25 protein-coding genes and 1 pseudogene are annotated in these 23,878 nt (G+C 46.2%); 14 read left to right on the top strand and 12 right to left on the bottom strand.

Annotated features, from left to right (window positions below; genetic code table 11):
- Positions 1-35 precede the first annotated feature (35 nt).
- The 7 genes from Q0117_RS00130 to carB are packed head-to-tail and all read left to right on the top strand — an operon-like array spanning position 36 to position 8,727.
- Positions 36-1,169: an epoxyqueuosine reductase QueH gene (locus Q0117_RS00130; protein WP_297920849.1), complete on the top strand. Its 1,134-nt coding sequence runs from the start codon at positions 36-38 to the stop codon at positions 1,167-1,169.
- A gap of 33 nt (positions 1,170-1,202) precedes the next feature.
- Complete coding sequence (gene fabZ, locus Q0117_RS00125) at positions 1,203-1,652, top strand: 3-hydroxyacyl-ACP dehydratase FabZ (RefSeq protein WP_297920846.1); 450 nt, start codon at positions 1,203-1,205, stop codon at positions 1,650-1,652.
- Complete coding sequence (gene lpxA / locus Q0117_RS00120; RefSeq protein WP_297920843.1) at positions 1,652-2,440, top strand: acyl-ACP--UDP-N-acetylglucosamine O-acyltransferase; 789 nt, start codon at positions 1,652-1,654, stop codon at positions 2,438-2,440. Before fabZ ends, lpxA begins: the two co-directional genes overlap by 1 nt.
- On the top strand, positions 2,440-3,678 hold the full coding sequence (clpX, locus tag Q0117_RS00115; protein ID WP_177386944.1) for an ATP-dependent protease ATP-binding subunit ClpX: 1,239 nt from the start codon (positions 2,440-2,442) through the stop codon (positions 3,676-3,678). Before lpxA ends, clpX begins: the two co-directional genes overlap by 1 nt.
- A 9-nt stretch (positions 3,679-3,687) precedes the next feature.
- Entirely contained in the window at positions 3,688-4,722 is a 1,035-nt protein-coding gene (locus Q0117_RS00110) for a rod shape-determining protein (protein ID WP_005869818.1), read from the top strand.
- Positions 4,715-5,464, top strand: coding sequence for a rod shape-determining protein MreC (gene mreC, locus Q0117_RS00105; RefSeq protein WP_297920840.1), 750 nt, complete (start codon positions 4,715-4,717; stop codon positions 5,462-5,464). The genes Q0117_RS00110 and mreC overlap by 8 nt, the downstream gene beginning before the upstream one ends.
- Positions 5,464-8,727 carry a carbamoyl-phosphate synthase large subunit gene (gene carB, locus Q0117_RS00100; RefSeq protein WP_297920838.1) on the top strand — a complete coding sequence of 1,088 codons (3,264 nt, stop codon included), beginning with the start codon at positions 5,464-5,466 and terminating at the stop codon, positions 8,725-8,727. The genes mreC and carB overlap by 1 nt, the downstream gene beginning before the upstream one ends.
- Positions 8,728-8,872: 145 nt before the next feature.
- Here the strand turns inward: carB and Q0117_RS00095 are convergent, their stop codons facing one another.
- From Q0117_RS00095 to Q0117_RS00080, 4 genes are all read right to left on the bottom strand, one after another.
- Positions 8,873-9,307: a hypothetical protein gene (locus Q0117_RS00095; protein WP_297920835.1), complete on the bottom strand. Its 435-nt coding sequence runs from the start codon at positions 9,305-9,307 to the stop codon at positions 8,873-8,875.
- A 67-nt stretch (positions 9,308-9,374) separates the two neighbouring features.
- Entirely contained in the window at positions 9,375-9,767 is a 393-nt protein-coding gene (locus tag Q0117_RS00090) for a hypothetical protein (RefSeq protein WP_297920833.1), read from the bottom strand.
- A gap of 17 nt (positions 9,768-9,784) precedes the next feature.
- Complete coding sequence (locus tag Q0117_RS00085; protein ID WP_297920830.1) at positions 9,785-10,084, bottom strand: hypothetical protein; 300 nt, start codon at positions 10,082-10,084, stop codon at positions 9,785-9,787.
- A 454-nt stretch (positions 10,085-10,538) separates the two neighbouring features.
- On the bottom strand, positions 10,539-11,429 hold the full coding sequence (locus Q0117_RS00080) for a peptidylprolyl isomerase (RefSeq protein WP_297920828.1): 891 nt from the start codon (positions 11,427-11,429) through the stop codon (positions 10,539-10,541).
- 84 nt (positions 11,430-11,513) lie between these two features.
- On the opposite strand from Q0117_RS00080, the gene gltX reads away from it, so the two are divergent.
- The 7 genes from gltX (at position 11,514) to Q0117_RS00045 (ending at position 19,338) form a co-directional block, all read left to right on the top strand.
- Positions 11,514-12,893: a glutamate--tRNA ligase gene (gene gltX, locus Q0117_RS00075; RefSeq protein ID WP_297920826.1), complete on the top strand. Its 1,380-nt coding sequence runs from the start codon at positions 11,514-11,516 to the stop codon at positions 12,891-12,893.
- A gap of 1 nt (position 12,894) precedes the next feature.
- Positions 12,895-14,151: a malic enzyme-like NAD(P)-binding protein gene (locus Q0117_RS00070; RefSeq protein WP_297920823.1), complete on the top strand. Its 1,257-nt coding sequence runs from the start codon at positions 12,895-12,897 to the stop codon at positions 14,149-14,151.
- 44 nt (positions 14,152-14,195) lie between these two features.
- Positions 14,196-15,644: a nicotinate phosphoribosyltransferase gene (locus Q0117_RS00065; protein WP_297920818.1), complete on the top strand. Its 1,449-nt coding sequence runs from the start codon at positions 14,196-14,198 to the stop codon at positions 15,642-15,644.
- Complete coding sequence (locus Q0117_RS00060) at positions 15,637-16,008, top strand: hypothetical protein (RefSeq protein ID WP_297900380.1); 372 nt, start codon at positions 15,637-15,639, stop codon at positions 16,006-16,008. Before Q0117_RS00065 ends, Q0117_RS00060 begins: the two co-directional genes overlap by 8 nt.
- A gap of 76 nt (positions 16,009-16,084) precedes the next feature.
- On the top strand, positions 16,085-16,777 hold the full coding sequence (locus Q0117_RS00055) for an MqnA/MqnD/SBP family protein (protein ID WP_297920815.1): 693 nt from the start codon (positions 16,085-16,087) through the stop codon (positions 16,775-16,777).
- Entirely contained in the window at positions 16,774-18,132 is a 1,359-nt protein-coding gene (gene gdhA, locus Q0117_RS00050) for an NADP-specific glutamate dehydrogenase (protein ID WP_297920812.1), read from the top strand. The genes Q0117_RS00055 and gdhA overlap by 4 nt, the downstream gene beginning before the upstream one ends.
- 474 nt (positions 18,133-18,606) lie before the next feature.
- Positions 18,607-19,338 carry a DUF4197 domain-containing protein gene (locus Q0117_RS00045; protein WP_297920809.1) on the top strand — a complete coding sequence of 244 codons (732 nt, stop codon included), beginning with the start codon at positions 18,607-18,609 and terminating at the stop codon, positions 19,336-19,338.
- Positions 19,339-19,787: 449 nt separating this feature from the next.
- Here the strand turns inward: Q0117_RS00045 and Q0117_RS00040 are convergent, their stop codons facing one another.
- The 8 genes and pseudogenes from Q0117_RS00040 to Q0117_RS00005 all read right to left on the bottom strand — a co-directional run.
- A complete protein-coding gene (locus tag Q0117_RS00040; protein WP_297920806.1) occupies positions 19,788-20,060 on the bottom strand; it encodes a hypothetical protein in 273 nt (90 codons plus the stop codon).
- Positions 20,061-20,123: 63 nt separating this feature from the next.
- The gene (locus Q0117_RS00035) at positions 20,124-20,909 is read right to left on the bottom strand and encodes a hypothetical protein (RefSeq protein WP_297920802.1); all 786 of its coding nucleotides are present in this window, start codon (positions 20,907-20,909) and stop codon (positions 20,124-20,126) included.
- Between the two features lie 70 nt (positions 20,910-20,979).
- Positions 20,980-21,618 carry a hypothetical protein gene (locus Q0117_RS00030; protein WP_297920799.1) on the bottom strand — a complete coding sequence of 213 codons (639 nt, stop codon included), beginning with the start codon at positions 21,616-21,618 and terminating at the stop codon, positions 20,980-20,982.
- Between the two features lie 41 nt (positions 21,619-21,659).
- A complete protein-coding gene (locus tag Q0117_RS00025; protein WP_297920796.1) occupies positions 21,660-22,223 on the bottom strand; it encodes a hypothetical protein in 564 nt (187 codons plus the stop codon).
- A gap of 23 nt (positions 22,224-22,246) precedes the next feature.
- Positions 22,247-22,519 (bottom strand): hypothetical protein, encoded by a 273-nt coding sequence (locus Q0117_RS00020; RefSeq protein WP_297920793.1) that lies wholly within the window; start codon positions 22,517-22,519, stop codon positions 22,247-22,249.
- Positions 22,520-22,536: 17 nt separating this feature from the next.
- Complete coding sequence (locus tag Q0117_RS00015) at positions 22,537-22,812, bottom strand: Imm53 family immunity protein (RefSeq protein WP_297920790.1); 276 nt, start codon at positions 22,810-22,812, stop codon at positions 22,537-22,539.
- A 140-nt stretch (positions 22,813-22,952) separates the two neighbouring features.
- Positions 22,953-23,243 carry a hypothetical protein gene (locus Q0117_RS00010; protein WP_297920787.1) on the bottom strand — a complete coding sequence of 97 codons (291 nt, stop codon included), beginning with the start codon at positions 23,241-23,243 and terminating at the stop codon, positions 22,953-22,955.
- 129 nt (positions 23,244-23,372) lie between these two features.
- Positions 23,373-23,878, bottom strand: a pseudogene (locus Q0117_RS00005) (coproporphyrinogen III oxidase); the annotation flags it as partial.

Raw genomic sequence — 23,878 nt, 5'->3', positions numbered from 1 at the left:
ATTATATCCAAAAATTTCGTGCAAAGGGTTAAATTTTGCTGGTTCACATCTGCTGCTCGGTCGATTGCGATTATTTTTTGCGCCGCTTAAAAGAGCTCACGCAAGAGCCGCTAATAGGCTATTTTTATGATCCCAACATACACCCCTACGGCGAATACGTTCTTAGAATGCACGACGCAAAGCGGGTTTGCGAGAATTTAGGGATTAAATTTATCCCGGGCGAGTATGATTTTCAGGGCTGGCTAGACGGCGCGCGCGGGCTTGAAAATGAGCCCGAAAAGGGCGCGCGCTGCGAGTTTTGCTTTGATTTTCGCATGCAAAAAACAGCCGAGCTCGCGCTAAGTTTGGGCGAGCGTAAAATCACCACGACTCTTTTAATGAGTCCCAAAAAATCGCACTCTCAGCTTTGCGCCTCGCTACAGCGCATCTGCGAGCGCTGCGGACTGAAGTTTATCGCGCCCGATTTTCGTAAAAACGGCGGCACGAACGAGCAGTTTGCGCTCGCGAAAAAAGACGCGCTCTATCATCAAAACTACTGCGGCTGCATCTACGCGCTTGCGGCGCAGCGGAATGATCAACGAAAGGCTGAACGAAATTTGGGCGGAAGTCTGACGGCGGATTTGAAGCAAAATTTAGCCTGCGATGCCGAAATTTACGAGCTAATGTCGCCGATCGATCGGCAAATCTTGCCCGCTTCGGTAGAGGAGAAATTGAAATTTTACAAAAAGCTTTGCTCGCTCGAAAAAAAAGGTGTGAAATTTAGCGTGCTGCGCGATCGGTTTTTAAACTACCGCCTGCTCCGTGCATGGATTAAATTTGACGGGCGTGTAGCGCCTTCGTTTGTGCTATTCGGCTCGCATTTTACGCGCGAAAACGTGAAGTTTAGCATAGAGCGGAAGTGCGAAATTTTTTGCAGCGACAAGGGCGAGATTAAAATTTTAAGTCTGGCGAAATTTAACGAAATTTCAAGATCAAATTTCAAAAGCGTATCCGAAATGCTAAAAAACCCGCCGAGTCTCGCGCGTCAAAATAAAACTCGCGCCGCCCTGTGCGCTGCGGGCTCGCTCTCGCCGATCATCGTCACGGACGAGATAAGAGCCGCCAAAGTTCAAATTTACGGGCTCTCGCGCATATTTTTAGACGTTAGGGAAATTTTAGTAAGAATTTGATAAGATTCTAAAATTTCTAAAAAAGGCAGATAAATGATAGATATAAACGAAATCCTCTCCATCCTACCTCATCGTTTTCCGTTTTTGCTGATAGATCGCGTCGAAGAGCTCAGCATAGGCGAAAGTATCAAGGCCTATAAAAACGTAACCTACAACGAGCAGATCTTTCAGGGTCACTTCCCTGGCCACCCGATCTATCCGGGCGTAATGATAATCGAGGGCTTAGCGCAGGCGGGCGGCGTGCTGGCGTTTAAGAGCATGGAGAAAGAGGGCGTCGATCTAAGCGACAAAGTCGTGTATTTTATGAGTATCGACAACGCTAAATTTAGAAGTCCCGTCCGCCCCGGCGACAAGCTTGAGTATCGCATCAGCGTAATCAAACACCGCGGACGCATCTGGGTGCTAAAGGGCGAAGCCTACATCAACGACGGCGCCACATTGGCCGCGCAGGCTGAACTTCAAGCAATGATAATGGATAAATGATGGCTAAAGTTCACCACACGGCGATCATCGAGGACGGCGCACAGATCGGAGCCGAGGTTGTGATTGAGCCGTATGCTTTCGTAAGCGCGCAGGCTAAAATCGGCGACGGCTGCACGATCAAGCAGGGCGCGCGCATCATTGGCGATACGCAAATCGGCGAGGGCTCTAAAATTTTTTCATACGCGATCGTGGGCGAAATTCCGCAGGATATGAGCTTTGAAGAGGGCGAGCGAACGGGGCTAATCATCGGCAAAAACGCTACGATTCACGAGTTTTGCACGATTAGCTCGGGCTCGCATAAGGGCGACGGATTTACGCGCATCGGCGATAATCTCTTTATGATGGCGTATTGCCACATCGCGCACGATTGCGTGCTGGGCAGCAACATAATCCTAGCCAACAACGCCACGCTCGCAGGTCACGTCGTAATGGGCGATTATGCCGTTATCGGCGGGCTTACCCCCGTACATCAGTTCGTCCAAATCGGCGAGAGCTGCATGATCGCAGGGGCTAGCGCGCTTAGTCAGGACGTGGTGCCGTTTTGCCTAGCCGAGGGAAATCGCGCCTATATTCGCGGGCTAAATTTAACGGGCATCCGCCGCCGCTTCGATAAAGAGACGGTCGAGACGATAAATCGGGCGTATAAATTTTTATTCAACCAAGGCAAGGGCTTAAAGGAGCAGGCGCAAATTTTATTAAACGAAACGAGCGATCAAAACGTGCGCAAGATGTGCGAGTTTATAATCAACACAAAACGCGGGATTCCGCTAGATAAAGGTAAAATTTAATGGCAAACAAGTGCAGTTTTTGCGGTGAGACGGGCGCGGACGGACGTCGTATCTATCCTAACGACGACGGTACGGCGGCTATCTGCAGCTATTGTATCGATATGGCATATGCCGCCATCCACGGCAGCGAGGGCCAAAATGAGGCGATACAAAATCAAAATAAAGAGATCGATTTCGAGGCTATCAAGCCAAAGGCGCTGATGGAAGTGCTAAATCGCTACGTCATCGGTCAGGAGCGCGCTAAGAAAATTTTTAGCGTCGGCGTTTACAACCACTATAAAAGAATTTTCAGGCAGACCGACGCAAAGGGCGACGACACCGAAATTTCAAAATCAAATATCTTGCTTATCGGGCCTACCGGCAGCGGTAAGACGCTTATGGCGCAGACCTTGGCGAAATTTTTAGACGTGCCGATCGCCATTAGCGACGCTACGAGCCTAACGGAAGCGGGCTACGTCGGCGAGGACGTAGAAAATATCCTCACCCGCCTTTTGCAGGCCGCGGACGGCGATGTAGAAAAGGCGCAGCGCGGTATCGTTTTCGTAGACGAGATCGATAAGATCGCGCGAATGAGCGAAAACCGCAGCATCACGCGCGACGTAAGCGGCGAGGGGGTGCAGCAAGCGCTGCTTAAGATCATCGAAGGAAGCGTCGTAAATATCCCTCCAAAGGGCGGCCGCAAGCACCCAAATCAGGACTTCATCCAGATCGATACGACAAATATTTTGTTCGTCTGCGGCGGCGCGTTCGACGGGCTAAACGAGATCATCAACCGCCGCATCGGGCAGAACGTGTTAGGGTTTAATCAAACCAAGCGCAGCAAGAAAGAGAGCTTAAATTTGCTAAATATGGTCGAGGCTGACGATTTGGTGCATTACGGCATAATCCCCGAGTTAATCGGGCGCTTGCACGTAGTGGCTACGCTAAATGAGATCGACGAAAAGGCTATGGTTAGAATTTTAACCGAGCCGAAGAATGCGATCTTAAAGCAATATCAAAAGCTCTTTGCGATAGACGGCGCAAATTTAAAATTTGACGACGACGCGCTAAGAGAGGTCGCAAGCCTTGCGATCAAGCGCAAAACCGGCGCACGCGGACTTCGCAGCATAATCGAGGAGATTATGATCGATATTATGTTTGATCTGCCTGAGCTTAAGGGCTATGACGTCATCATCTCCAAAGAGGTCGTAGATGGCGTCTCTAAGCCGATACTTGTAAAACAAAATTTAACTGCATAAAGGGGATAAATGTTACTTGATTCGATTCTAGGATTATTTTCTAGGGATATGGGTATTGATCTAGGCACGGCAAACACGCTTGTGCTGCTAAAAGATAAAGGCATCATCATCAACGAACCGAGCGTCGTCGCGGTGCAAAACGAGCGCTACGGCAAGCAAAGGATCATTGCCGTGGGCGCCGAGGCTAAAGAGATGCTAGGACGCACTCCTGGCGATATCGAGGCGGTGCGCCCGATGAAGGACGGCGTTATCGCGGATTTTGATATGACGGAGAAGATGATTAGGTATTTCATCGAAAAGACCCACAAGCGCCGCTTTTTCGTAAGCCCGCGCATTATCATCTCGGTTCCTTACGGGCTAACTCAGGTCGAGCGCAAAGCCGTGCGCGAAAGCGCGATGATAGCGGGCGCACGTGAAGTTTATCTAATCGAAGAGCCGATGGCTGCGGCGATCGGTGCGGGGCTTCCGGTAAATGAAGCGCGCGGCTCACTGGTCGTAGATATCGGCGGCGGTACCACCGAGATCGGCGTTATCTCTTTAGGCGGTATCATCAGTGCCAAATCTGTCCGCGTCGCAGGCGATAAGATCGACGCAAGCATCGTTAATTACGTCAAAGAAAAATATAGCCTGCTTATTTCGGAGCGTGCGGCCGAGGAGATCAAGATCAAGATCGGCACGGCGGTACAACAGCAAAAAGATCTTACATACACGGTCAAAGGAAAAGACCAGATCAGCGGGCTTTTAAGCTCGGTTGATCTTACGAGTGAGGACGTTAGAGAGGCGATCAAAGACTCGATCAGAGAGATTGCAGACGCGCTGAAATTTGTGCTAGAGAGCATTCAGCCAGAAGTCGCCGCCGACATCGTCGAAAACGGCGTCGTACTAACGGGCGGCGGTGCGCTCATTCGCGGATTAGATAAATATCTAAGTGACACCGTAAAGCTTCCGGTTTTCGTCGCGGACGAGCCACTGCTGTGCGTCGCAAACGGCACGGGAAAAGCCCTAGAAGAGATCAAATCGCTAAAACAAGCGGCAAATGACTAATCTCAAACTCCTCCTCGTCGCGGTTTTGCTAGTAGCCGTTTCGTTAACGTTCGGCTCGTATATCCACGGCAAATTTATCGGATTTGCAGGAGGAATTTTAGAGGTTTATTACGGCGTGAGCGATCGGGTAAAAAGCGCCGTGAACGAGCATTTTAACCAGGCAGAGACGATCAAAGCTCTACGAGAAGAAAACGCCGAGCTAAAAAAATCGGCGATGCTGCTTAGCACGTTCGCGGGCGAGCTGAATAAAATTTTGATCGATAAAAATAGCTCCATTTATGAGCCCAAAGTCCAGCTCGTAAAGGCGCTAAGCTACGCGAATCTAAACGACTACAACAAATTCTTCGTAAATTTTGAAAATTTTAACCCAAACAAAATTTACGGCCTCATCAGCGAGGGTAAAACTGCAGGGATTTTAGTAAATAAAGACGGGCGCCCGCTTGCGATCTTACAGCGCGACGAAAAGAGCAACTTCTCCGTTTTCATAGGAGATACTCAAATTCCTGGCGTCGCAGGCGGCGAAAATAACGAGCTCGTAGTTAGATACATCCCACAATGGCTTGATCCTAAGGTAGGCGATGAGGTCTTTACGAGCGGGAAAGATGAAATTTTCTTTGCCGGCGTACCGGTAGGAAAGGTTAAAGAAATTCAAAACGGGAAGCTATACAAAAGCGCCGTCGTAGAGCCCTACGTGAGCTCCGAGATGCCGGCGTTTTTGTATGTCGTTACAAAGGAAAATTGATGCCCAAAAGAGATGATATTAAGACGATTTTACTGATCGGTAGCGGTCCGATCGTAATCGGCCAGGCGTGCGAGTTCGATTACAGCGGCACGCAGGCTGCCAAGACGCTAAAGAGCCTCGGATACCGCGTAGTGCTAATAAACTCTAACCCCGCTACCATTATGACCGATCCCGATTTTGCCGACGCTACATACATCGAGCCGATCACCAAAGAGAGCATTTTGCGCATCATAAAGCGCGAGGGCGTCGATGCGATCCTGCCTACGATGGGTGGACAGGTCGCGCTAAATGTCGCGATGGAGGCTTACGAAAGCGGCGAGCTAGCAGGGGTGAAATTTCTAGGCGCCAAGCCTGAAGCGATAAAAAAGGGCGAGGATAGGGTGAAATTTAAAGAGGCGATGATTAAGATCGGAATGGATCTGCCCAAATCCAAATACGCCTACAATATCGAAGAGGCGATGGCTGCTGCAAATGAGATCGGTTTCCCGCTCATTATTCGCGCTAGCTACACCCTAGGCGGCGCAGGCAGCGGCGTGGCATACAATATCGACGAGTTTAAAGAGGTCGCGCAAAATGGGCTAGACGTGAGCCCGATAAATGAAATTTTGATTGAAGAGAGCCTGCTTGGATGGAAAGAGTTCGAAATGGAGGTTATCCGCGATCACAAGGACAACTGCATCATCGTCTGTTCGATTGAAAATTTCGACCCGATGGGGGTGCATACGGGCGATAGCATCACGGTTGCACCCGCTCTTACGCTCACCGATAAAGAATATCAGGCGATGCGCGACGCGAGTTTTAAAATTTTACGCGAGATCGGCGTGGATACGGGCGGCTCAAACGTGCAGTTTGCGGTAAATCCGCAAACGGGGCGGATGATCGTCATCGAGATGAACCCGCGCGTAAGCCGCAGTTCGGCTCTCGCGTCCAAAGCTACGGGCTATCCGATCGCCAAGGTCGCTACTATGTTAGCTGTGGGCTTTAGCCTAGATGAGATCAAAAACGACATCACCGGCACGCCTGCAAGCTTCGAGCCTGTGATCGATTATATCGTGACTAAAATTCCTCGCTTTGCGTTTGAGAAATTCCCCGGCGCAAACCCCTATCTCGGCACTGCGATGAAAAGCATCGGCGAGGTGATGGCGATCGGGCGCAGCTTTAAAGAGAGTATTCAAAAGGCGTTGTGCTCGCTGGAGAAGAGCTACTTCGGCTTCGTGGAGCTAAATTTAAGCGAAAAAGATCTCATTTTCGGGCTTCGCAACGCGCAGCAAGATAGAATTTTATATATCGCTCAGGGCTTTAGAGCGGGCATGAGCGTGGATCAAATTTACGAGCTTAGCAAGATCGATCGCTGGTTTTTGAGCCAGATCGAGCAGATCGTAAAATTTGAAGAGCGCATCGATATGGAAATCATCAACGACGCGTCGCTTTTGAGACAGGCCAAGAGCTGGGGCTTTAGCGATAAGATGATCGCAAATTTGATCAACAAAAAGGACAATCTGGGCCTTACGCAAAACGACATCCATTTTGCCTGCGCCAGACAGGGCATCGGTCTTGAATACAACGAAGTAGATACCTGTGCAGGCGAGTTTGCGGCGCTTACCCCCTATCTGTACTCCAGCACCAACATAACGCCCGCCATCGCAAGTCGTAAAATTTCAAAAGATAATAAAAAGGTCCTCATCATCGGCGGCGGTCCGAACCGCATAGGGCAGGGCATAGAGTTTGATTACTGCTGCGTGCACGCCAGCTACGCTCTGCGCGATATGGGGATCACTACGATAATGTATAACTGCAACCCCGAAACCGTCAGCACCGACTACGACACGAGCGATATTTTGTACTTCGAGCCGATCGACTTCGAGCACGTTAGGGCGGTCATCGAGGCCGAGAACCCCGACGGCGTGATCGTGCATTTCGGAGGCCAAACGCCGCTAAAGCTCGCCAAGCGCCTAAGTACCGTGGGAGCAAAGATCATCGGCACGAGCGCGCGCACGATAGACGTGGCGGAGGACCGCAAGAAATTTAGTGAGTTCATCGCAAGTATCGGCGTCAAACAGCCGAAAAACGATACCGCCGTAAGCGAAGCCGAAGCGATAGAAAAGGCCGCTGCGATCGGCTACCCCGTACTCGTGCGCCCTAGCTACGTACTCGGCGGTCGCGCGATGCGGCGCGTACATAACGAAGCCGAGCTTAGGCAGTATATGAGCGAGGCGGTGCGCGTGAGTGATCACTCGCCGGTGCTTATAGATAAATTTTTACTTGACGCGACCGAGCTTGATGTCGATGCGATCTGCGACGGGCGCGACGTGTATATCGGCGCGATAATGGAGCATATCGAAGAGGCGGGCATTCACAGCGGTGATAGCGCGAGCATCTTACCGCCGCTTAGTCTAAGCGCGGAGATGATCGATCTGGTAAGTCGCCAAACCAAAGAGATCGCGCTAAATCTCGGCGTCGTAGGGCTTATGAATATTCAATTCGCTATTTTTGAAAACGAGCTTTACATCATCGAGGTAAATCCGCGCGCGAGCCGTACCGTGCCGTTTGTAAGCAAGGCGAGCGGAATTCCGATGGCAAAGGTCGCTACTCGCGTAATGTGGCAGGGGGGTCTGCGCGAGGCTTTAAAATTTTACGACGAGTTCGGCGTGCTGGTTGAAGAGAAGGGGATTTTAAAATCGCGTATTAAAAACCATATCTGCGTCAAAGAGAGCGTCTTTCCTTTCAACAAGCTTGCGGGCGCGGATCTGATTTTGGGGCCCGAGATGAAAAGCACCGGCGAGGTGATGGGTATCGGCGAAAATTTCGCCAAAAGCTTTGCCAAATCTCAAATCGGCGCTAGCAATGCACTTCCAAGCGGCGGTAAGGTATTTTTGTCGCTAGCCGATCACGACAAACTGCGAGCCGTGGAGCTTGCACGCGCACTTACGGGCGCGGGCTTTAGTATCGCCGCTACGAGCGGTACTCACAAGCTATTAGGCGAAAACGGCGTAGAGTGCGAGTTTGTCTATAAAATCAGCGAGGGTCGCCCAAATATCGAGGACAAGCTCAAAAACGGCGAAATTTCGCTCGTCATCAATACCAGCGATAGTAAATCAAATTCTACCGACGCCGTGAAGATCCGCCAGAGCGTGCTGCGCTTTAGGCTGCCGTATTTTACGACGATGAAGGCGGCGATCGCTGCTACGCGCTCGATCTGCTCGATAAAGGACGACTCCGCGCTTGAGGTTAAAACGCTGCAGGAATATCTAAGCGGCAGATAGCATCTTACAAGAATCATAAATTTAATCATTGAGTATTTTGGCTTAGTGGTTAAATTTTACGATTTAAAATTCTAGGGATATGAATATATAAGTCAAAATAGGCTTTTGTAGTGCATATTAGAAATCAGCTCATATATATCAGGTATTAAAATCCTCGTCGTCGACACAGCTCATCGTTCATTACCATTGAGAAAAGCATCTCGTTATCGAGATAATATGTCTGATAAATATATTTAATGCCAGCATCTTTTGCTTTTGAGCCATCACTCAAGCTCATATTAAGAATTCTACAGCTCCTATCTACTATATCGGAGTTATTTTTGTTGTTATGAAGAAATATACTATATAGCCTTTGCTTATATTTTTCTCTATCTATATTTGGTGCAGTAATATGAAATGTGTATTTGATCGTTATAGTATCACTTTTACAAACTAAAATAAGGAACATAGTAGCAATTTCACCAACCTCTTGTTTTAAATCATAATCACTCATGATCTGAACTGCAATATTTTGATTGCATCCGTCATTAGCAAATGAAATGCTGATCCCCAATAGAAGAAAAAATATTGTTTTACGCATTTTTTGACCCTTCTGTTATTTGCATATATTTTCCACGCTATGGTTACTAAATAAATTTTTAGATAATTCAATAATCATATTTTTTGCAAAAATTATCATCTACCGTAACTATATAAAAAGGCTCGTTGTTGCCAAAAAAGTATATAAAATTTGCTTTTCGGTTTAAACCTAAATCCTGAAAAGCGTCCAAGCCAGGACAGATTGAATCGGCTGCGATTTTATCGAGTTTTCCTTCTACTTTTAAATACGCAGCTTCTTTTTTAGATATTTTTTTAGATCTTTTCAAATCGGTACCGGTCATCATTGTACTATTTTTGCAGAAAAAAGCAATATATGCTTTTCGTTCTTGTAAGAACGAGTTATTGTCTACTATAAATTTTTGTACCTCTTTATTATCGCATGCATCATAAGCGAACGAAGCGCCGATCGTCAATATAAGAGAAAATATTATTTTGCGCATAGCGTAAAACCTTAAAATTATTTATCAGCAGAAAATTCGCGCAAGCTCGCTAAAGTTTTACCTCTTTGCTCGTTAAGCTCAACGCATATTTCTAAAGCATTGGAGAATTTTTCAAATGCGGTTTTTAGTTTATTTGTATCTTCATTGTTACAACAAAACGACGTTAATTGCTTATCTCCCATATAGATATCTACTGAATTTTGCGGATATTGTGAATTCTCCATCTTCGTAATTCTTAGTTTTATTCCCTCAGAATATTGGGTGACGATGTTCATAACTTCAGATTTATCCGCTCTTTCTTTGATGATTAGTTTCAAAGTGATCTCCTTATTTAAAATTTAAATTATGATACCCCCCCCTTTTTTTTACAAAATGCTTAAATTTAGAAATATTAATTTTAAATTTTTATTGCGTTTGCCAATAATTTTTATATCAAAGCATAGAGTAAATGAGAGTTTTAATGCTTAGATTGGTAGTTAATTCGTAAGCCGGTATTGAAGTAGATATCGGATATAGAAATTTATATAAATCTTGGTAATTAAAGATTTTTCTAAAAGTTTTAAAATCTCAACAAATTATACCGTCATTTACTTACAAACTCGGTAAAACCACTGATTATTATCGCTAGGCACCTTTAAAATTTGAACTAAATTTCACGTTTTTAGAATTCTTATTAAAACTGAATGCCATTAAGGCTGCTAATTTATATTTTCTCGCGATAGCATATCTTAAAATTCCGATTAAATTTAACACGGCATCGGATTTTAAAATTTACTGCCTTTTTTGCACTTTAACTTTTGGAGCGGTTTTTGCGTCTTGCGATTTTGCCTGCGGGCGCTCGATAATGCGGATATTAGCGTTTGAGCGGAGTCTGTCATTAAACTCGGCGACTGCTTTTTTACGCTCGGAGGTTACGTAGCCTTCGATCGCCTTGTCTTGCACGCTATCAAAATCAAGCGTACGAAGTCCTTTTTTGTCGTTTACGTAAAACATTTCGTAGCCGTTGCGCGTAGGGATGATCGGCGAAAATTTACCCTGCTCGACGTTTGTGACGATGTATTTTAGCCCCTCATCCATTTGATTGGCCTTGAGGGTACCCTTCATCACATACACGTCGCTTGGGCGGAGCTTCGGATTTGCGCGGATCTTATCGAGCGGAGCTTGTGATTTTGCGATATAGCGGGTGAGCGTGATGCTGTCGAAAGTCGTGAATAATGAACTATTTTGGCTATAGAATTTTTTGACATTTTCAGGGGTCGTGCGGTGCTGTACGTCTGCGAATATTGAGCCATAGAGCTTTTCTTCAAGCAGTGTGCGGCGGATATTTGCTTTAAAGTCATCGTAGTTTATACCTTGCTTTTGCACAGCGGTTTTGAGTTGGTCTAAGCTAAGCTTATTTTGATCAGCGATCGCTTTGAGCCTCGCGTCGATCTCCGCGTCATTTACCGCGATGCCGCGGCGTTTAATCTCGGATTGTTGAAGCTTTTGCCCGATTAAAATTTCCATCGCGGCTTGCGGCGAAGTGCCCGTTAGTTTTTGAACTTTGGCTAGTTCGTAGCCTGTGATCGGCTCATTATCTACCACGGCGATGACGCCGTTTACTACTTCGGCATTTGCACAAACAGCACAGATCATTGCGGAAAAAAGCAGTTTCTTTATCATTTTTAACCTTTATTTAGTCTTTTTGCTTTATAATTACAAGATCGCGATTATAACATTAAATGGTAATTTTTGCAAAGGAATTTTATGATAGTAACTCGTTTTGCGCCGAGTCCTACGGGATATTTACATATCGGCGGACTTAGAACGGCACTTTTTAGTTATCTTTACGCTAGGGCAAACGGCGGCAAATTCCTGCTGCGCATCGAGGATACCGATCTGAAGCGCAATTCGCAGGAGGCTGCTAAGGCGATCGAGGAAGCCTTTAAGTGGTGCAATCTGGACTATGATGGGCAGATCGTGTATCAAAGCTCGCGCTTTGATCTTTACAAACAATACGTCCAAAAGTTGCTAGATGAGGGTAAGGCGTACAAGTGCTATATGAGCAAGGACGAGCTTGACGAGCTGCGAGCGCAGCAGGAAGCTCGCAAAGAGCGCCCGCGCTACGATAATCGCTATCGCGACTTTACCGGCACGCCGCCTGCTGGGATCGAGCCCGTAATCCGCATCAAATCCCCGCTTAGCGGCACGATAGAATTTAACGACGGCATCAAGGGCGAGATAAAATTTAACGCTGCCGATATTCTGGACGATTTCATCATCGCGCGCTCCGACGGCACGCCCACGTATAACTTTACGGTCGTGATCGACGACGCGCTGATGGGCGTCACGGACGTGATCCGCGGCGACGATCATCTAAGCAACACCCCGAAGCAGATCGTGCTGTATAATGCGCTAGGCTTTAAAATCCCTAAATTTTACCATGTTGCGATGATCAACGGCACCGACGGCAGCAAGCTGAGCAAACGCCACGGTGCTACCGACGTGATGGAGTACAAGCGCATGGGCTATCTGCCGCAAGCTCTGCTAAATTTTTTAGTGCGCCTGGGCTGGAGCCACGGGGATGATGAAATTTTTAGCATGGAGGAGATGAAGCGATACTTTGATCCTAACCATATCAGCAAGAGCGCTAGCACCTTCAATCAAACCAAGCTCGAGTGGCTAAATGCGCATTATATTAAAAGCTCAAGCGACGATGAGCTTGCCGCGCAGCTTGTAGAATTCGGCGTCGATATCCGCTCGCATGCAAAAAAACATCTCATCGCGCAGCAGTACAAACAGCGCGCAAAGACGCTAGTGGAGATGGCTGAGGGCATTAAGGTCCTTCTAGCCCGCCCGAGCTGCTACGACGAGAAGGCGTATAAGAAATTTGTAACCGAAAGTTCGCTAAGCTTACTCGCAAAATTTGCGGATACTCTAAGCGCAAATTTAAACGCAAAGGAGTGCGAGGAGGAGACGATGAAATTTTTGGACGCAAACGGCGCCAAGCTAAAGGATCTTGCCCAGCCGCTGCGCGTCGCGATCACGGGGGGAAGCGTAAGTCCGTCGATTTTTGAAATTTGTGAAATTTTAGGAAGCGACGAAGTTAAAACGAGAATTTCAAATTTAATCAAAAAAGGATTATAAAATGGCCAAAGTAAACGTTGAAGCGGCTTTGAAGTACCACATAGGCGGCAAAATCGGAACGAATGTAAAAACCCCGTGCGCTACGGCGGAGGATTTGGCGCTTGCATACACGCCGGGCGTCGCGGAGCCTTGCAAGGTGATCGAAGGTGATCACGAAGCCGCGTTTAAATACACGAATAAAGCCAATCTCGTAGCCGTCATCACTAACGGCACGGCGGTTTTAGGCCTCGGAGATATCGGCGCAATCGCCGGAAAGCCCGTAATGGAAGGCAAGGCGGTTTTGTTCAAAAAATTCGGCGGCGTCGATGCGTTTGACATCGAGATCGACGAAAAAGATCCTAAAAAGATAATTGAAATTTGCAAAGCGCTTGCGCCTACGTTCGGCGGTATAAATTTAGAGGATATCAAAGCTCCCGAGTGCTTTGAGATCGAGCGCGAGCTGCAAAAAGCCGTCGATATCCCCGTCATGCACGACGATCAACATGGCACCGCTATGATTACGGGCGCAGGGCTAATCAATGCAGCCCTTATCAGCGGCAAAAAGATCAAGGATATGAAGATCGTAGTCAGCGGCTCTGGCGCTGCTGGCATCGCGTGTGCGAAGATGTATCAAAATTTAGGCGCTAAACATATCATAATGCTTGACTCCAAAGGGGTGATCCACAAGGGTCGCACCGATCTTACCAAGCAAAAGAAAGAATTTGCCCTAGATACCGCAGATCGCACGCTGGCTGATGCGATTAACGGAGCCGATATGTTTTTGGGTCTTAGCAAGCCGGGCGTTTTAACCAAAGAGATGGTAAAGACTATGGCGCCGCATCCAATCATTTTTGCGCTTGCAAATCCGGTACCGGAAATTTATCCAAGCGAGGTCGAGGAAGTAAGAAACGACGCGATCGTAGGCACCGGCAGAAGCGACTTTGCAAATCAGATCAATAACGTTTTGGGCTTTCCGTATATCTTCCGCGGCGCGCTTGACGTAAGAGCCAAAAAGATCACCGAAAATATGAAAATTGCTGCCGCTCGCGCGATGGCGGATCTTGCTCGCGAAGAGGTTCCTGCAGAAATCCGCAAGATGCTGGGCAAAGATAGCTTAAAATTCGGCAAAGACTACGTGATCCCAAATCCTTTCGATCCGCGCGTATTTGCCGTGATCTCGACGGCGGTTGCAAAAGCTGCGGTGGATGACGGCGTCGCTCGCGTCAAAGATTTCGACGCTGCGGCTTATAAAAAGAGCCTAGAAGCCAAAAAGCTATGATTCCTTGCTCCTGAGCGAGGCGAGATTAAATTTAAGAGGTGTAAATGAAAGATTTGGCTTTACTTACCGATTTTTATCAGCTTAGTATGATGCAGGGCTATTTTTTTACAAAGCCCGATCAGACGGCGGTTTTTGACGTTTTTTACCGCAAAAACCCAAGCGGCGGCGGCTACGCGATATTTTGCGGCTTAAACGAGGTCGTGGATTATATCGAAAAATTAAAATTTAGCGAGGACGACATCGCGTATCTAAAAAGTTTAAATTTCTTTAAGCCGGAATTTTTGGAATTTCTAAGAGGCTTTAAATTTAGTGGCGAAATTTACGCCATGGATGAGGGGCAGATTGTATTTCCGCACGAGCCGCTAATTCGCGTCAAGGCAAATATCATGGAGGCGCAGCTCATCGAGACAGCGATCCTAAATACTATAAATTTTCAAACTCTCATCGCTACGAAAAGCTCGCGTATAAACTTTAGCGCCAAAGGTGATTCGGTGATGGAGTTTGGCTTGCGCCGCGCTCAGGGACGAAGTGCGGGCATCTACGGCGCAAAAGCTGCGATTATAGGCGGCTGCAGTGCCACGTCAAACGTGCTCGCCGCAAAGAAATTCGGCGTCCCCGCGATCGGCACCCACTCGCACTCTTGGATTCAGAGCTTTGATAGCGAGCTGGAGGCGTTTCGCGCCTACGCTAAAATTTATCCAAACAGCGCGCTTCTGCTCGTCGATACCTACGATACTCTCGCAAGCGGCGTGCCAAATGCGATCAAGGTTTTTGAGGAGCTGCGCGCAAGCGGTCATAAGCCGCTTGGGATTCGCATAGATTCGGGCGATCTGGAGTATCTAACCAAACAGGCGCGTAAGATGCTCGATGCGGCGGGCTTTGAGAACGCAAAGATCACTGCGTCAAATGATCTGGACGAATATGCGATCGATCAGCTCAAACTTTTTGAGGCTAAAATCGATAGCTGGGGGATCGGTACGAGGCTTATTACGGGCGGAGATAGTTCGAGTCTAGGCGGTGTGTATAAGCTAAGCGGTATCGAAAAAGATGGCGAGATCATAGCTAAGATCAAAATTTCAAACGATCCGCGCAAGATCAACAACCCCGGCTATAAGCAGGTCTTTAGGCTTTACGACAAAGATAACGGTATGGCGCTTGCCGATCTGATCGCGCTTGATGGAGAGAGCATAGACGAGAGCGCGCCGCTTGAAATTTTTCATCCGCTTTACACCTACAAGCGTAAAATTTTAACGAATTTCAACGCGCATAAGCTCTTACGCCCCGTTTTCAAGGAGGGCAAATTCGTAGGTACGCGCCGCACGGTAAGCGAGATCGCGCGTTTTAGCAAGGAGCAGAAGAGTAAATTTTGGCTTGAGCACCTTCGCAACGTCCATCCGCAGAACTACAAAGTGGATCTCTCTCAAAAGCTTTGGGATATTCGAAAATCACTCATCAACGAGTGTAACCTAAATTTAAAGGAGAAATATGTTTAAAGTTCTATCGTGCGCCGCTTTGGCATTAGTTTTGCTAGGATGCGGCTCAAACCAGCTCCGCCAATCCCCGGATAGCGCTATGAATAAGCAAGCACAGAGCGAAAAAACCATAACTCAAGAGAATGCAAAGACCTTCTATTTCGTGGACGACAAGGGCAAAAAACTTTCGCTTAGCTCAAACGACGATTTCAATACCGCCGTGTTAAAGGACGATAGCGGCAAAAGCTACGACCTCAAGCGCGACCGTGCCGCAGACGGCATCTATATGGAGAACAAGGACGGAGTGAGCATCCACTTCAAAAAAGGCGAGGGCATAGTGGAGTTTAGCAAATACAAATCCATCCCGATCACCGAGGTCAAATAAATCCTGAAATTTTTGGTTAAATTCCGATTTAGCGTCGGAATTTAACCTCTTTTCTGCGCTAAATTCGGAGAAAGTTATGTTATTAGGCAAAATCGATTATCTAAATTTGCTCCCTTTTCACGTATTTTTAAAATCACTTCCGCTGCCGTCTTATGTTAAAAAATCGATAGAATTTAAAAAAGGGGTACCGAGCAAACTCTGCGCCGATCTTTATTATAGGCGCATAGATGCTGCGGTAATCTCCAGCATCGAAAGTCGCCGCGCAAAATACCGCAAACTGCCTTTGGGAATCGTCGCAAAGGGCGAAGTGCTAAGCGTGCTCGTGCGCAAAAACTCGGCGCCCAGGCTCGATCCCGCGTCGATGAGCTCAAATATGCTAGCTCGCGTGCTGGATCTTAGCGGCGAGGTGCTAATCGGCGATAATGCTCTAAAGGCGCTGCTTTCGCAGGGCAGGGATAAATTCTACGATCTGGGCGAAATTTGGCAGCAGCGCACGGGCTTGCCCTTTGTTTTTGGGCGGCTGTGCTGCGTGAAAAACGACAAGGCTTACTCGCGCCTAGCGACGAAATTTTTACGTTCGCGCATTAAAATTCCAAGATATATCCTGCAAAGCTACGCCCTTTCGCGCGGCATAAAAGAGCGCGAAATTTTAAATTATCTAAAATTTATAAGCTACAAAATCGGCGTCCGCAAGGAGCTGGCGCTGAAAAAATTTATCGCTAAAGCTAAAAAATTAAAATTTAATCCAGTTCAAAAGGAGGAACTATGAAATCTTACATCGACGGCTTGCTGCTAAATTTAAAGCGTGCCAATCCCGGTCAGGAGGTCTTTATCCAGGCATCGACCGAAATTTTATACTCGCTCATACCGCTTCTAAAGCGCGATGAGCGATACGTGAAAAATAAAATTTTAGAGCGCATTTTGGCGCCCGAGCGCACGATGATGTTTCGCGTCGTCTATATGAGCGACGGCGGCGAGCCCTGCGTGCATACGGGATATCGCATAGAGTTCAACTCCGCTCTGGGCCCTTACAAAGGCGGTCTGCGCTTTCATCCGAGCGTAAATTTGGGCGTTTTAAAATTTTTAGGGTTTGAGCAAATTTTTAAAAATTCCCTCACGGGTCTTAATATCGGCGGCGCAAAAGGCGGCACAAATTTCGATCCCAAGGGCAAGAGCGACGGCGAGATTATGAGATTTTGTCAAGCTTTTATGTTAGAACTTCACCGCCTAATCAGCTCCAATACCGACGTGCCCGCGGGCGACATCGGCGTGGGCGGTCGCGAGATCGGCTATATGTACGGCGCGTATAAAAAGCTCACCCGCAGATTCGACGGCGCTCTTACGGGCAAGGGGCTAAGCTGGGGCGGTAGCCTCGCGCGCACCGAGGCTACGGGCTACGGATCGGTCTATTTTGCAAACGAGATGCTTGCTACCAGAGGCGATTCGCTGCACGGCAAAATTTGCACGATCTCTGGCGCCGGCAACGTCGCGATCTACACCGCCGAAAAGCTCTATCAGATGCAGGCTAAGCCCGTCACCGTAAGCGATTCTACGGGCTTTATCTATGACGCCGAGGGAATCGACGTGACGCTGCTTAAAAAGCTAAAAGAGCAACTGCGCGTAGGGCTTTGCGAATATATCAAGGAGCGTCCTAACGCAAAATTTATCCCCGTAAGCGCCTATCCCGCAGGCCGCAACGGCGTGTGGAGCGTGCCGTGCGACGCCGCGTTTCCGAGCGCTACGCAAAATGAGCTTAATCTGCAAGACGTAAAGACTCTCTATGCCAACGGATGTCGCATGGTTTGCGAGGGCGCGAATATGCCAAGTACGCTTGAGGCGATCGATTTTATGCTCGCGCAAAAAGACCTCCTTTTCGGCCCTGCCAAAGCGGCGAATGCTGGCGGCGTGGCTACGAGCGGGCTTGAGATGGCGCAAAACGCGCAGATGGCGTCGTGGAGCTTCGAGGAGGTCGATAGTAAGCTGCGCGAGATCATGCGCCACATATTTCGCACCAGCTACGAGACCTCGAAGGAATTCGGCGCGGAGGGCAACCTCGTGCTAGGCTCGAATATCGCGGGCTTTCGCCGCGTAGCCGATGCGATGCTGGATCAAGGTCTGGTTTAAGCTTAACTCGCTTTATTTTGTCAAAAGCGGCAGCTCGCTTTTAAATTTAAGCTCTTTAAATTTACGGCGAGCTTTTTGGCTACAGCGGGCTTGACAAAATTTCAATCGTTTGCGCCGAGGATATAGCCGCTCATCGCTATAATTCATTCTGCGCAACTTGCGCGCTGCGTAAATTTAAATAGCGCCAAGCAGTGCGATTTTAAAATTTTAGCTCCTCGTAGCGTTGCTTTTAAAATTTAGCCGCAAGCACGACAAAACCCGCCGCCAAATTTCATCTTTAAATTTGGCAGGTAAATTTCACCCATTAAATTTAGCTTTGAAATTTGACGCTTAAAATTTAAGTCCGAATCCGCTTTTAAATTTAGCTTAAATTTTATCTTAAATCGCCCGCGCAGCGCGTAAATTTACACCGCGCGAGCCTAGCGTTTACCGCAGTTTGGCATAATGGCGCAAATTTTATCCAAAGGTTGCAATATGAAAAAATTTATGGTTTTGCTCGCCGCTGCGGGGCTGTCGCTTGCGCATGCGGACGTGACGGATATTCTAAAGCAGGGCGCGGACGCGCTTGGTGCGACTAGGAGCGGAAACTACAAGGATCTGCTCGCTTCCGCCGCAAACCGCGCCGTAGCCGAGCTCGCCAAGGGCTACATTCACAGCAAGACCGCTAAAATTGAGCTTCCTCCTTCGCTGAAGGCGGCTGCGAAGCTTGCGAGAAAGGTGGGCGGCGATAAATGGGAGCGAGAGCTCGTCGTGAGTATGAACGATACCGCTACCAAGGCGGTAAGCGGCGCGAGCAAGATATTTTTGCAAGATCTGAAATCGATGAGCGACGCCGACGTTAAAAAGCTCATCGGCGGCGGTGACACCGCACTTAGTGAGTATTTGCAGAGCAAATCTGGCGCAAAGCTGCGAGCGGTTTTTAGGCCGATCGTAAGCGATATGATGAGCAAAAACAGCTTTGCGACGGCGTATAACGGGCTAAATTCCTTCGCACAAAACAAGATCGCGGGTAACGAAGCGGTGCAAAACATCGCGCGCGGGCTGGGCGCGAGCGAGTATCTGCCTAAGCAGGGCGAGGATTTGAACGATTACATCACGCAAAAGACGCTGGACGGGCTATTTGCGGTGATGAGAGAAAAAGAAAGCGCGCTTCGCGGCAGCGCCGTCGGCAAAGGTGCAGGGATTTTAGGCAAGGTTCTTAAATAAAACTTGTGGCGAGGTTTTGGCGTAAATTCCACCGTATAGCTACTTTTAGTTGCTTTGCGCCGTAAGCTTGGGTAGCCTAAAGCCGTGCGTAAAACGCCTACTCGCGCGAGCAGCTGCTTGCGCTAAAGCGGGCGCGCGGCGGAATTTAGGGGTTCGTTTGTGGCGTGCTCGCGGCAAGCTGGCTTTATACGATAATCTTATGCGGAATTTAGTTTGCGAAATTTGAAACTGTAAAATTTAGAAATTTAGCAAGATGTAAAGGATTTGAAATTTTAGAATTTCATGCGGTATTTAGATGCGCGCATAAATTAGCGCCTATATCTGAAATTTTACAAAGCGGCGGAGTATCGGAATAAGCAGAGCAGTAACAGATAAGCGCGTAAGGATAAAGCAAGAAAGCTATCTTGCAAATTTCATCTCTCTCTCTCTATTGTTCCGCAAAAACCGGTTTACTCATTAGTTCTATTATTTTCCGATTCCATTCTTCTTAATTCTTTAAGCGCTCTATTATGGACATTGGCTTGCTTGCAAACTCTACCTTCAGCAGCAATATATCTTACTAAATTTATATCATTTGTATCGATTGCTATCAATAATCTACCCATAAGCCTTTCCTCTACAAAAAACGTATAATCACACTTTGCACACAAAGTACTTTCATAAATTATAAATAATAACAAAACTACTACGGCGTAAATTATAAATTTTAATGCTTTAACCATATTTTCTCCTTGTGTGTATTCTTGCCCGTATATATTGATAATGTCGATTGGCGAGGCATTATATCACTTCTTATTTTTAAATTTTAATCTCTTTCGCTTCATTTTTATAAAATTTTCCAACTCTTTATCGGTAAAATTTAAAACCTCTTTTCGATTTTGTAAATTTACATAAGTGTGCCTTATATCGCAGCAGGTATCAAAAATATATTTCCAATTTTTAATTAGCCAGTCTGCCTCTATCATATTTTTATCTGTTTTAAACAAAAACGGCAGAACCCATAAGCCCGCCTTGTAGCCGCTAATTACGACCAATTTTATAAAATTTACCCCATCATCGTCTTTTGCTTTTACTACGACAAAGCTTACATTTTTCTCATATGGATAGCAGGATTTTCTACATTCGATAATATCTCCGACCTTGATCTTTCCGAGGAATTTCAAGAGAGGAATACTAAGCTTTTCTATCAAATTTGTCTTTATGCGCCTATTGCGTCCGAATTTATCCCTAGGTTTTGTCAGTCTGAAACCGGGGATTGTTTCGTCGCAATCCCCTAGTTCATCGCTACTAAGATAATTATCGGAGCATATACATACTTCCTCAAGGCTCGCATTGATACCAAAATTTGCTAAATTACGAATCAATTGCTCCTTGTCCACGACAAACCCCGCTTTGCTTGATAACATCTCGCTAGGAAGCTCAAAGTATCTGTTATCTTTTAAATTTAAAAGGCAAGGATTTTCTGTCCAGAAACAGCGCTCATCGCAGACCATAAGCTCATCGTCGTTAAATTTTATAATATCGCCTCTTTGTAAATCATTGTCGAAGGTTGATATTGGTAAGATGGTCATTCAAAGTCCTTTTTTGCTTGCTAGATTAAACATGTTCATAATAAATTTTTCGTTATTTGTAATCGCTAAATTACACCTCTATACTCACATCCTTATACTTTTCATAAAGCCTCGGCTTTAAAATTTTATCACGATACTCTTTGCCCGCCTTAGTCATACATATCCAATGGCTAAATCTGCTCCATGTGTTAGGGTCTTTCCAAGTTATCTCTGCTTTGGGAGTGATGTTCTCCTCCTCTAAGAATTTATACCCATAAAAGAAGTTATCCCTGAAATATATCCATTTTTCATAAAGCGACATACCTAAATCGATTTTCGATAAATTTGTATTAAAGTCAGTTCCCTTCTCTCTTAGATTTCCGCCCTCTATGCCGAAATCTATCATACCCCCTAAAAATAGCTGCCCCATTACTCCGAAGTATTCTCCTGCATATGTAGGATAAGCTGAAATTTCAGGATTATCTTCATATGGTGGTAGCATATAGTCGTAATCATCCGCAATCATTGAATCTAATTCAAACCATTCGCATAGACAAAAAATCCTATACGCAAAGTAATCTAAAATATCTTTTTTCTCGACATTTGGGGTTTTGGGCAATATCTTAAGAAATGGCCCATTTTCGTTAAATCCGAAAGCTTTGAAAAGTCTTTCATCTTGGCTAAAAACCCAACCGTATCGTTCGCTTGGTTCTAAAATTTTAAATTTCATAGCATCTCCTTTTTAAATTTAATCGGTTGGCGATATAAAATTTACCTCATCGATCTGTTTGATTGATCACATATAAACTCACTAATATAAAAATTATTTGATTCCGAGAGCTTGGGCATACTTTTTATTATTTCATCTAAATCGACGCTCTTTATTTCGGCGCAATTTTTTACATCGCCGCAGATACCGACAAAAATAAGATCATCTTTATTTTTGCCTATAAATTTACCCTTTGCGTAATAGCCGCCTTCAAATCTTTCATAGGCTATATAATATAATATTTGCTTTAAAATTTTACTTTGATCCAGCTTGAAATAGGTGCAGAATTTCGCGCCCTCTATATCTTGCGATATGTTGGTGGCGCCCACGGAGCTTTTTTCATATTTTTTAAGATCTATTTTTCGGATATTGTCCTCATCTCCTTCGCCGATTGCTCCAAGCACGCGGAAATCCCTATCTATCTCGCCGTAAATATCAAAAAACAGATAGCTGCCCTTAAAGCTTTTATAGGCGAATTCCTTTACGGCATCCTTAACAATTTCGATATTTGCAAGCGTAACTTCGGTCTTTTTGCAAGATTCGTTTTTTATCTCGACTTCGATCATCTAAGCTCCTTTATTTGTCTTGCTTAATTTAAATTTTTCCAATCCTCTTTCTTTACGCCGAATTCAAATTCAGCCTGTTTAAACGCGCCCTCTATGCTTTCATGATAGGTATCGGTTTGCTCTTTCCCCGATTCGTCGAGATAGAACAGATAAAATCCGCTGTCGCCGTCGTATTGGACGATGCTTAAAGCAAACGGCTGCGGCAGAATTTTATTGCCATCGTAATGAGTAGTATTTTCGGTGGCTATGAAGCTCTTTTTACTATCTTTCAGATAAATTTTATATAGCTCTTTCATAATGCTCCCGCCAAATTTTAATCCATTAGCCATTTTACCACGTATTCCAATAATTCCTCTAAATTTTCGGCTCCGCAACTTCCTTTGAGTTCGTTTTCCGTGGCATTGACGAAAAACCAATCCTCGTCATCTCTATCGATATTTATTTTGATCGGCTTTTTCCCGCTCTCGCCATCGATTTTAATCAACCAACCGGGATTATCGACCGTTTCTAGCGTAAGGCCATATTCATGCTCCCATTCTCCGTCGCATTTGGAAGCATACCAGTTTTGTATGAGTTTTAGATTATTCATTGCTCCTCCTTTAATTTTATAAATTTTAAAATTCTCGATTTGTTAGGCTTTGATATTGCAATTGAAGCAGGGCTTCTTTGCTATTTAAATTTAATCGCTTATTAAAAATTTCTTTTCCACGCCATCTTCCTTTATGTCGATTATCTTCCACCCGGTCTATTTAAAAATTTTATAGCTTTTTCATCCAGTTCGGACAAGGGCTCCTCAAGATTAAATTTAGTTTTATAGTAATATAGCGAAAGATCTCTTTTATTGCCCTGATCCATAAGCTGCATTATGCACCTATCGTTTGAATCACCGGTTATATGGCGGTTTATCATCATAAACGCCTCGCAGCTCTTATGAAAGGGGAAGCGGCCGAAGTTAAAAAGATTGCCGACGAGCTCGAATACAAAGATGAAAAATAGAAATAAAATGAATAGTTTGACCATTCTGCCTTTCACAGCGGCGCTCCTAAATTTTGAAATCAAAAATTCGTTTGTGTTTTAAATACATAAACGATATTTGCGCTCAAGTCGCGGGTGTGCCCAAGCGCTAGTCGTAGCGGTCGGGCGCAAAATTTACGACGCTATCTCGCTTTTTGCCGCGCCGGTTGCGGCGGATTCGCTTTCATCCATAATGATGAGCTGTTTTGCGCGCTTAATCTTGGCATCGTCGCGAAAAGCTGCGCGCACCTTGTCCATGCCGGTGTAAAATTCCTTCATCAAAACAAGGCACAAATACGCGCCGAATTCCGTCGTGCGGATGATCTCGCCCTCGATCCGCACGGCTCCTGCAAGCCTTAGCAGGCTAAGCTCTCTGCCCAGTTCGCGGCGCAAATTTAGATCGTTTGCGGCGTTAAATTTAGCGATATCGATCTCGCCGTTGAAAAGCTCGGTCAAAAAGAGATATTTCGCGCGCTCGGATCTGCTAAAATCGCAAGTGGCGATGACGGTACTTTCGTTTTTGCGCACCCTGCTTGCGTAGTCTTCGAGGTTGAACGCATTTACGAGTAGCCTGCCGCCTAAAAAGCTAAACGCGCCGCTTCCGATGCCTACGTATTCGTGATTTGTGCCTACATACTCGT

It is taken from the genome of uncultured Campylobacter sp., assembly GCF_937997535.1.
Taxonomy (GTDB): Bacteria; Campylobacterota; Campylobacteria; order Campylobacterales; family Campylobacteraceae; genus Campylobacter_B.
The sequence above is the reverse complement of the archived record's forward strand: the minus strand, read 5'-3'. Positions and strand labels throughout refer to the sequence as shown.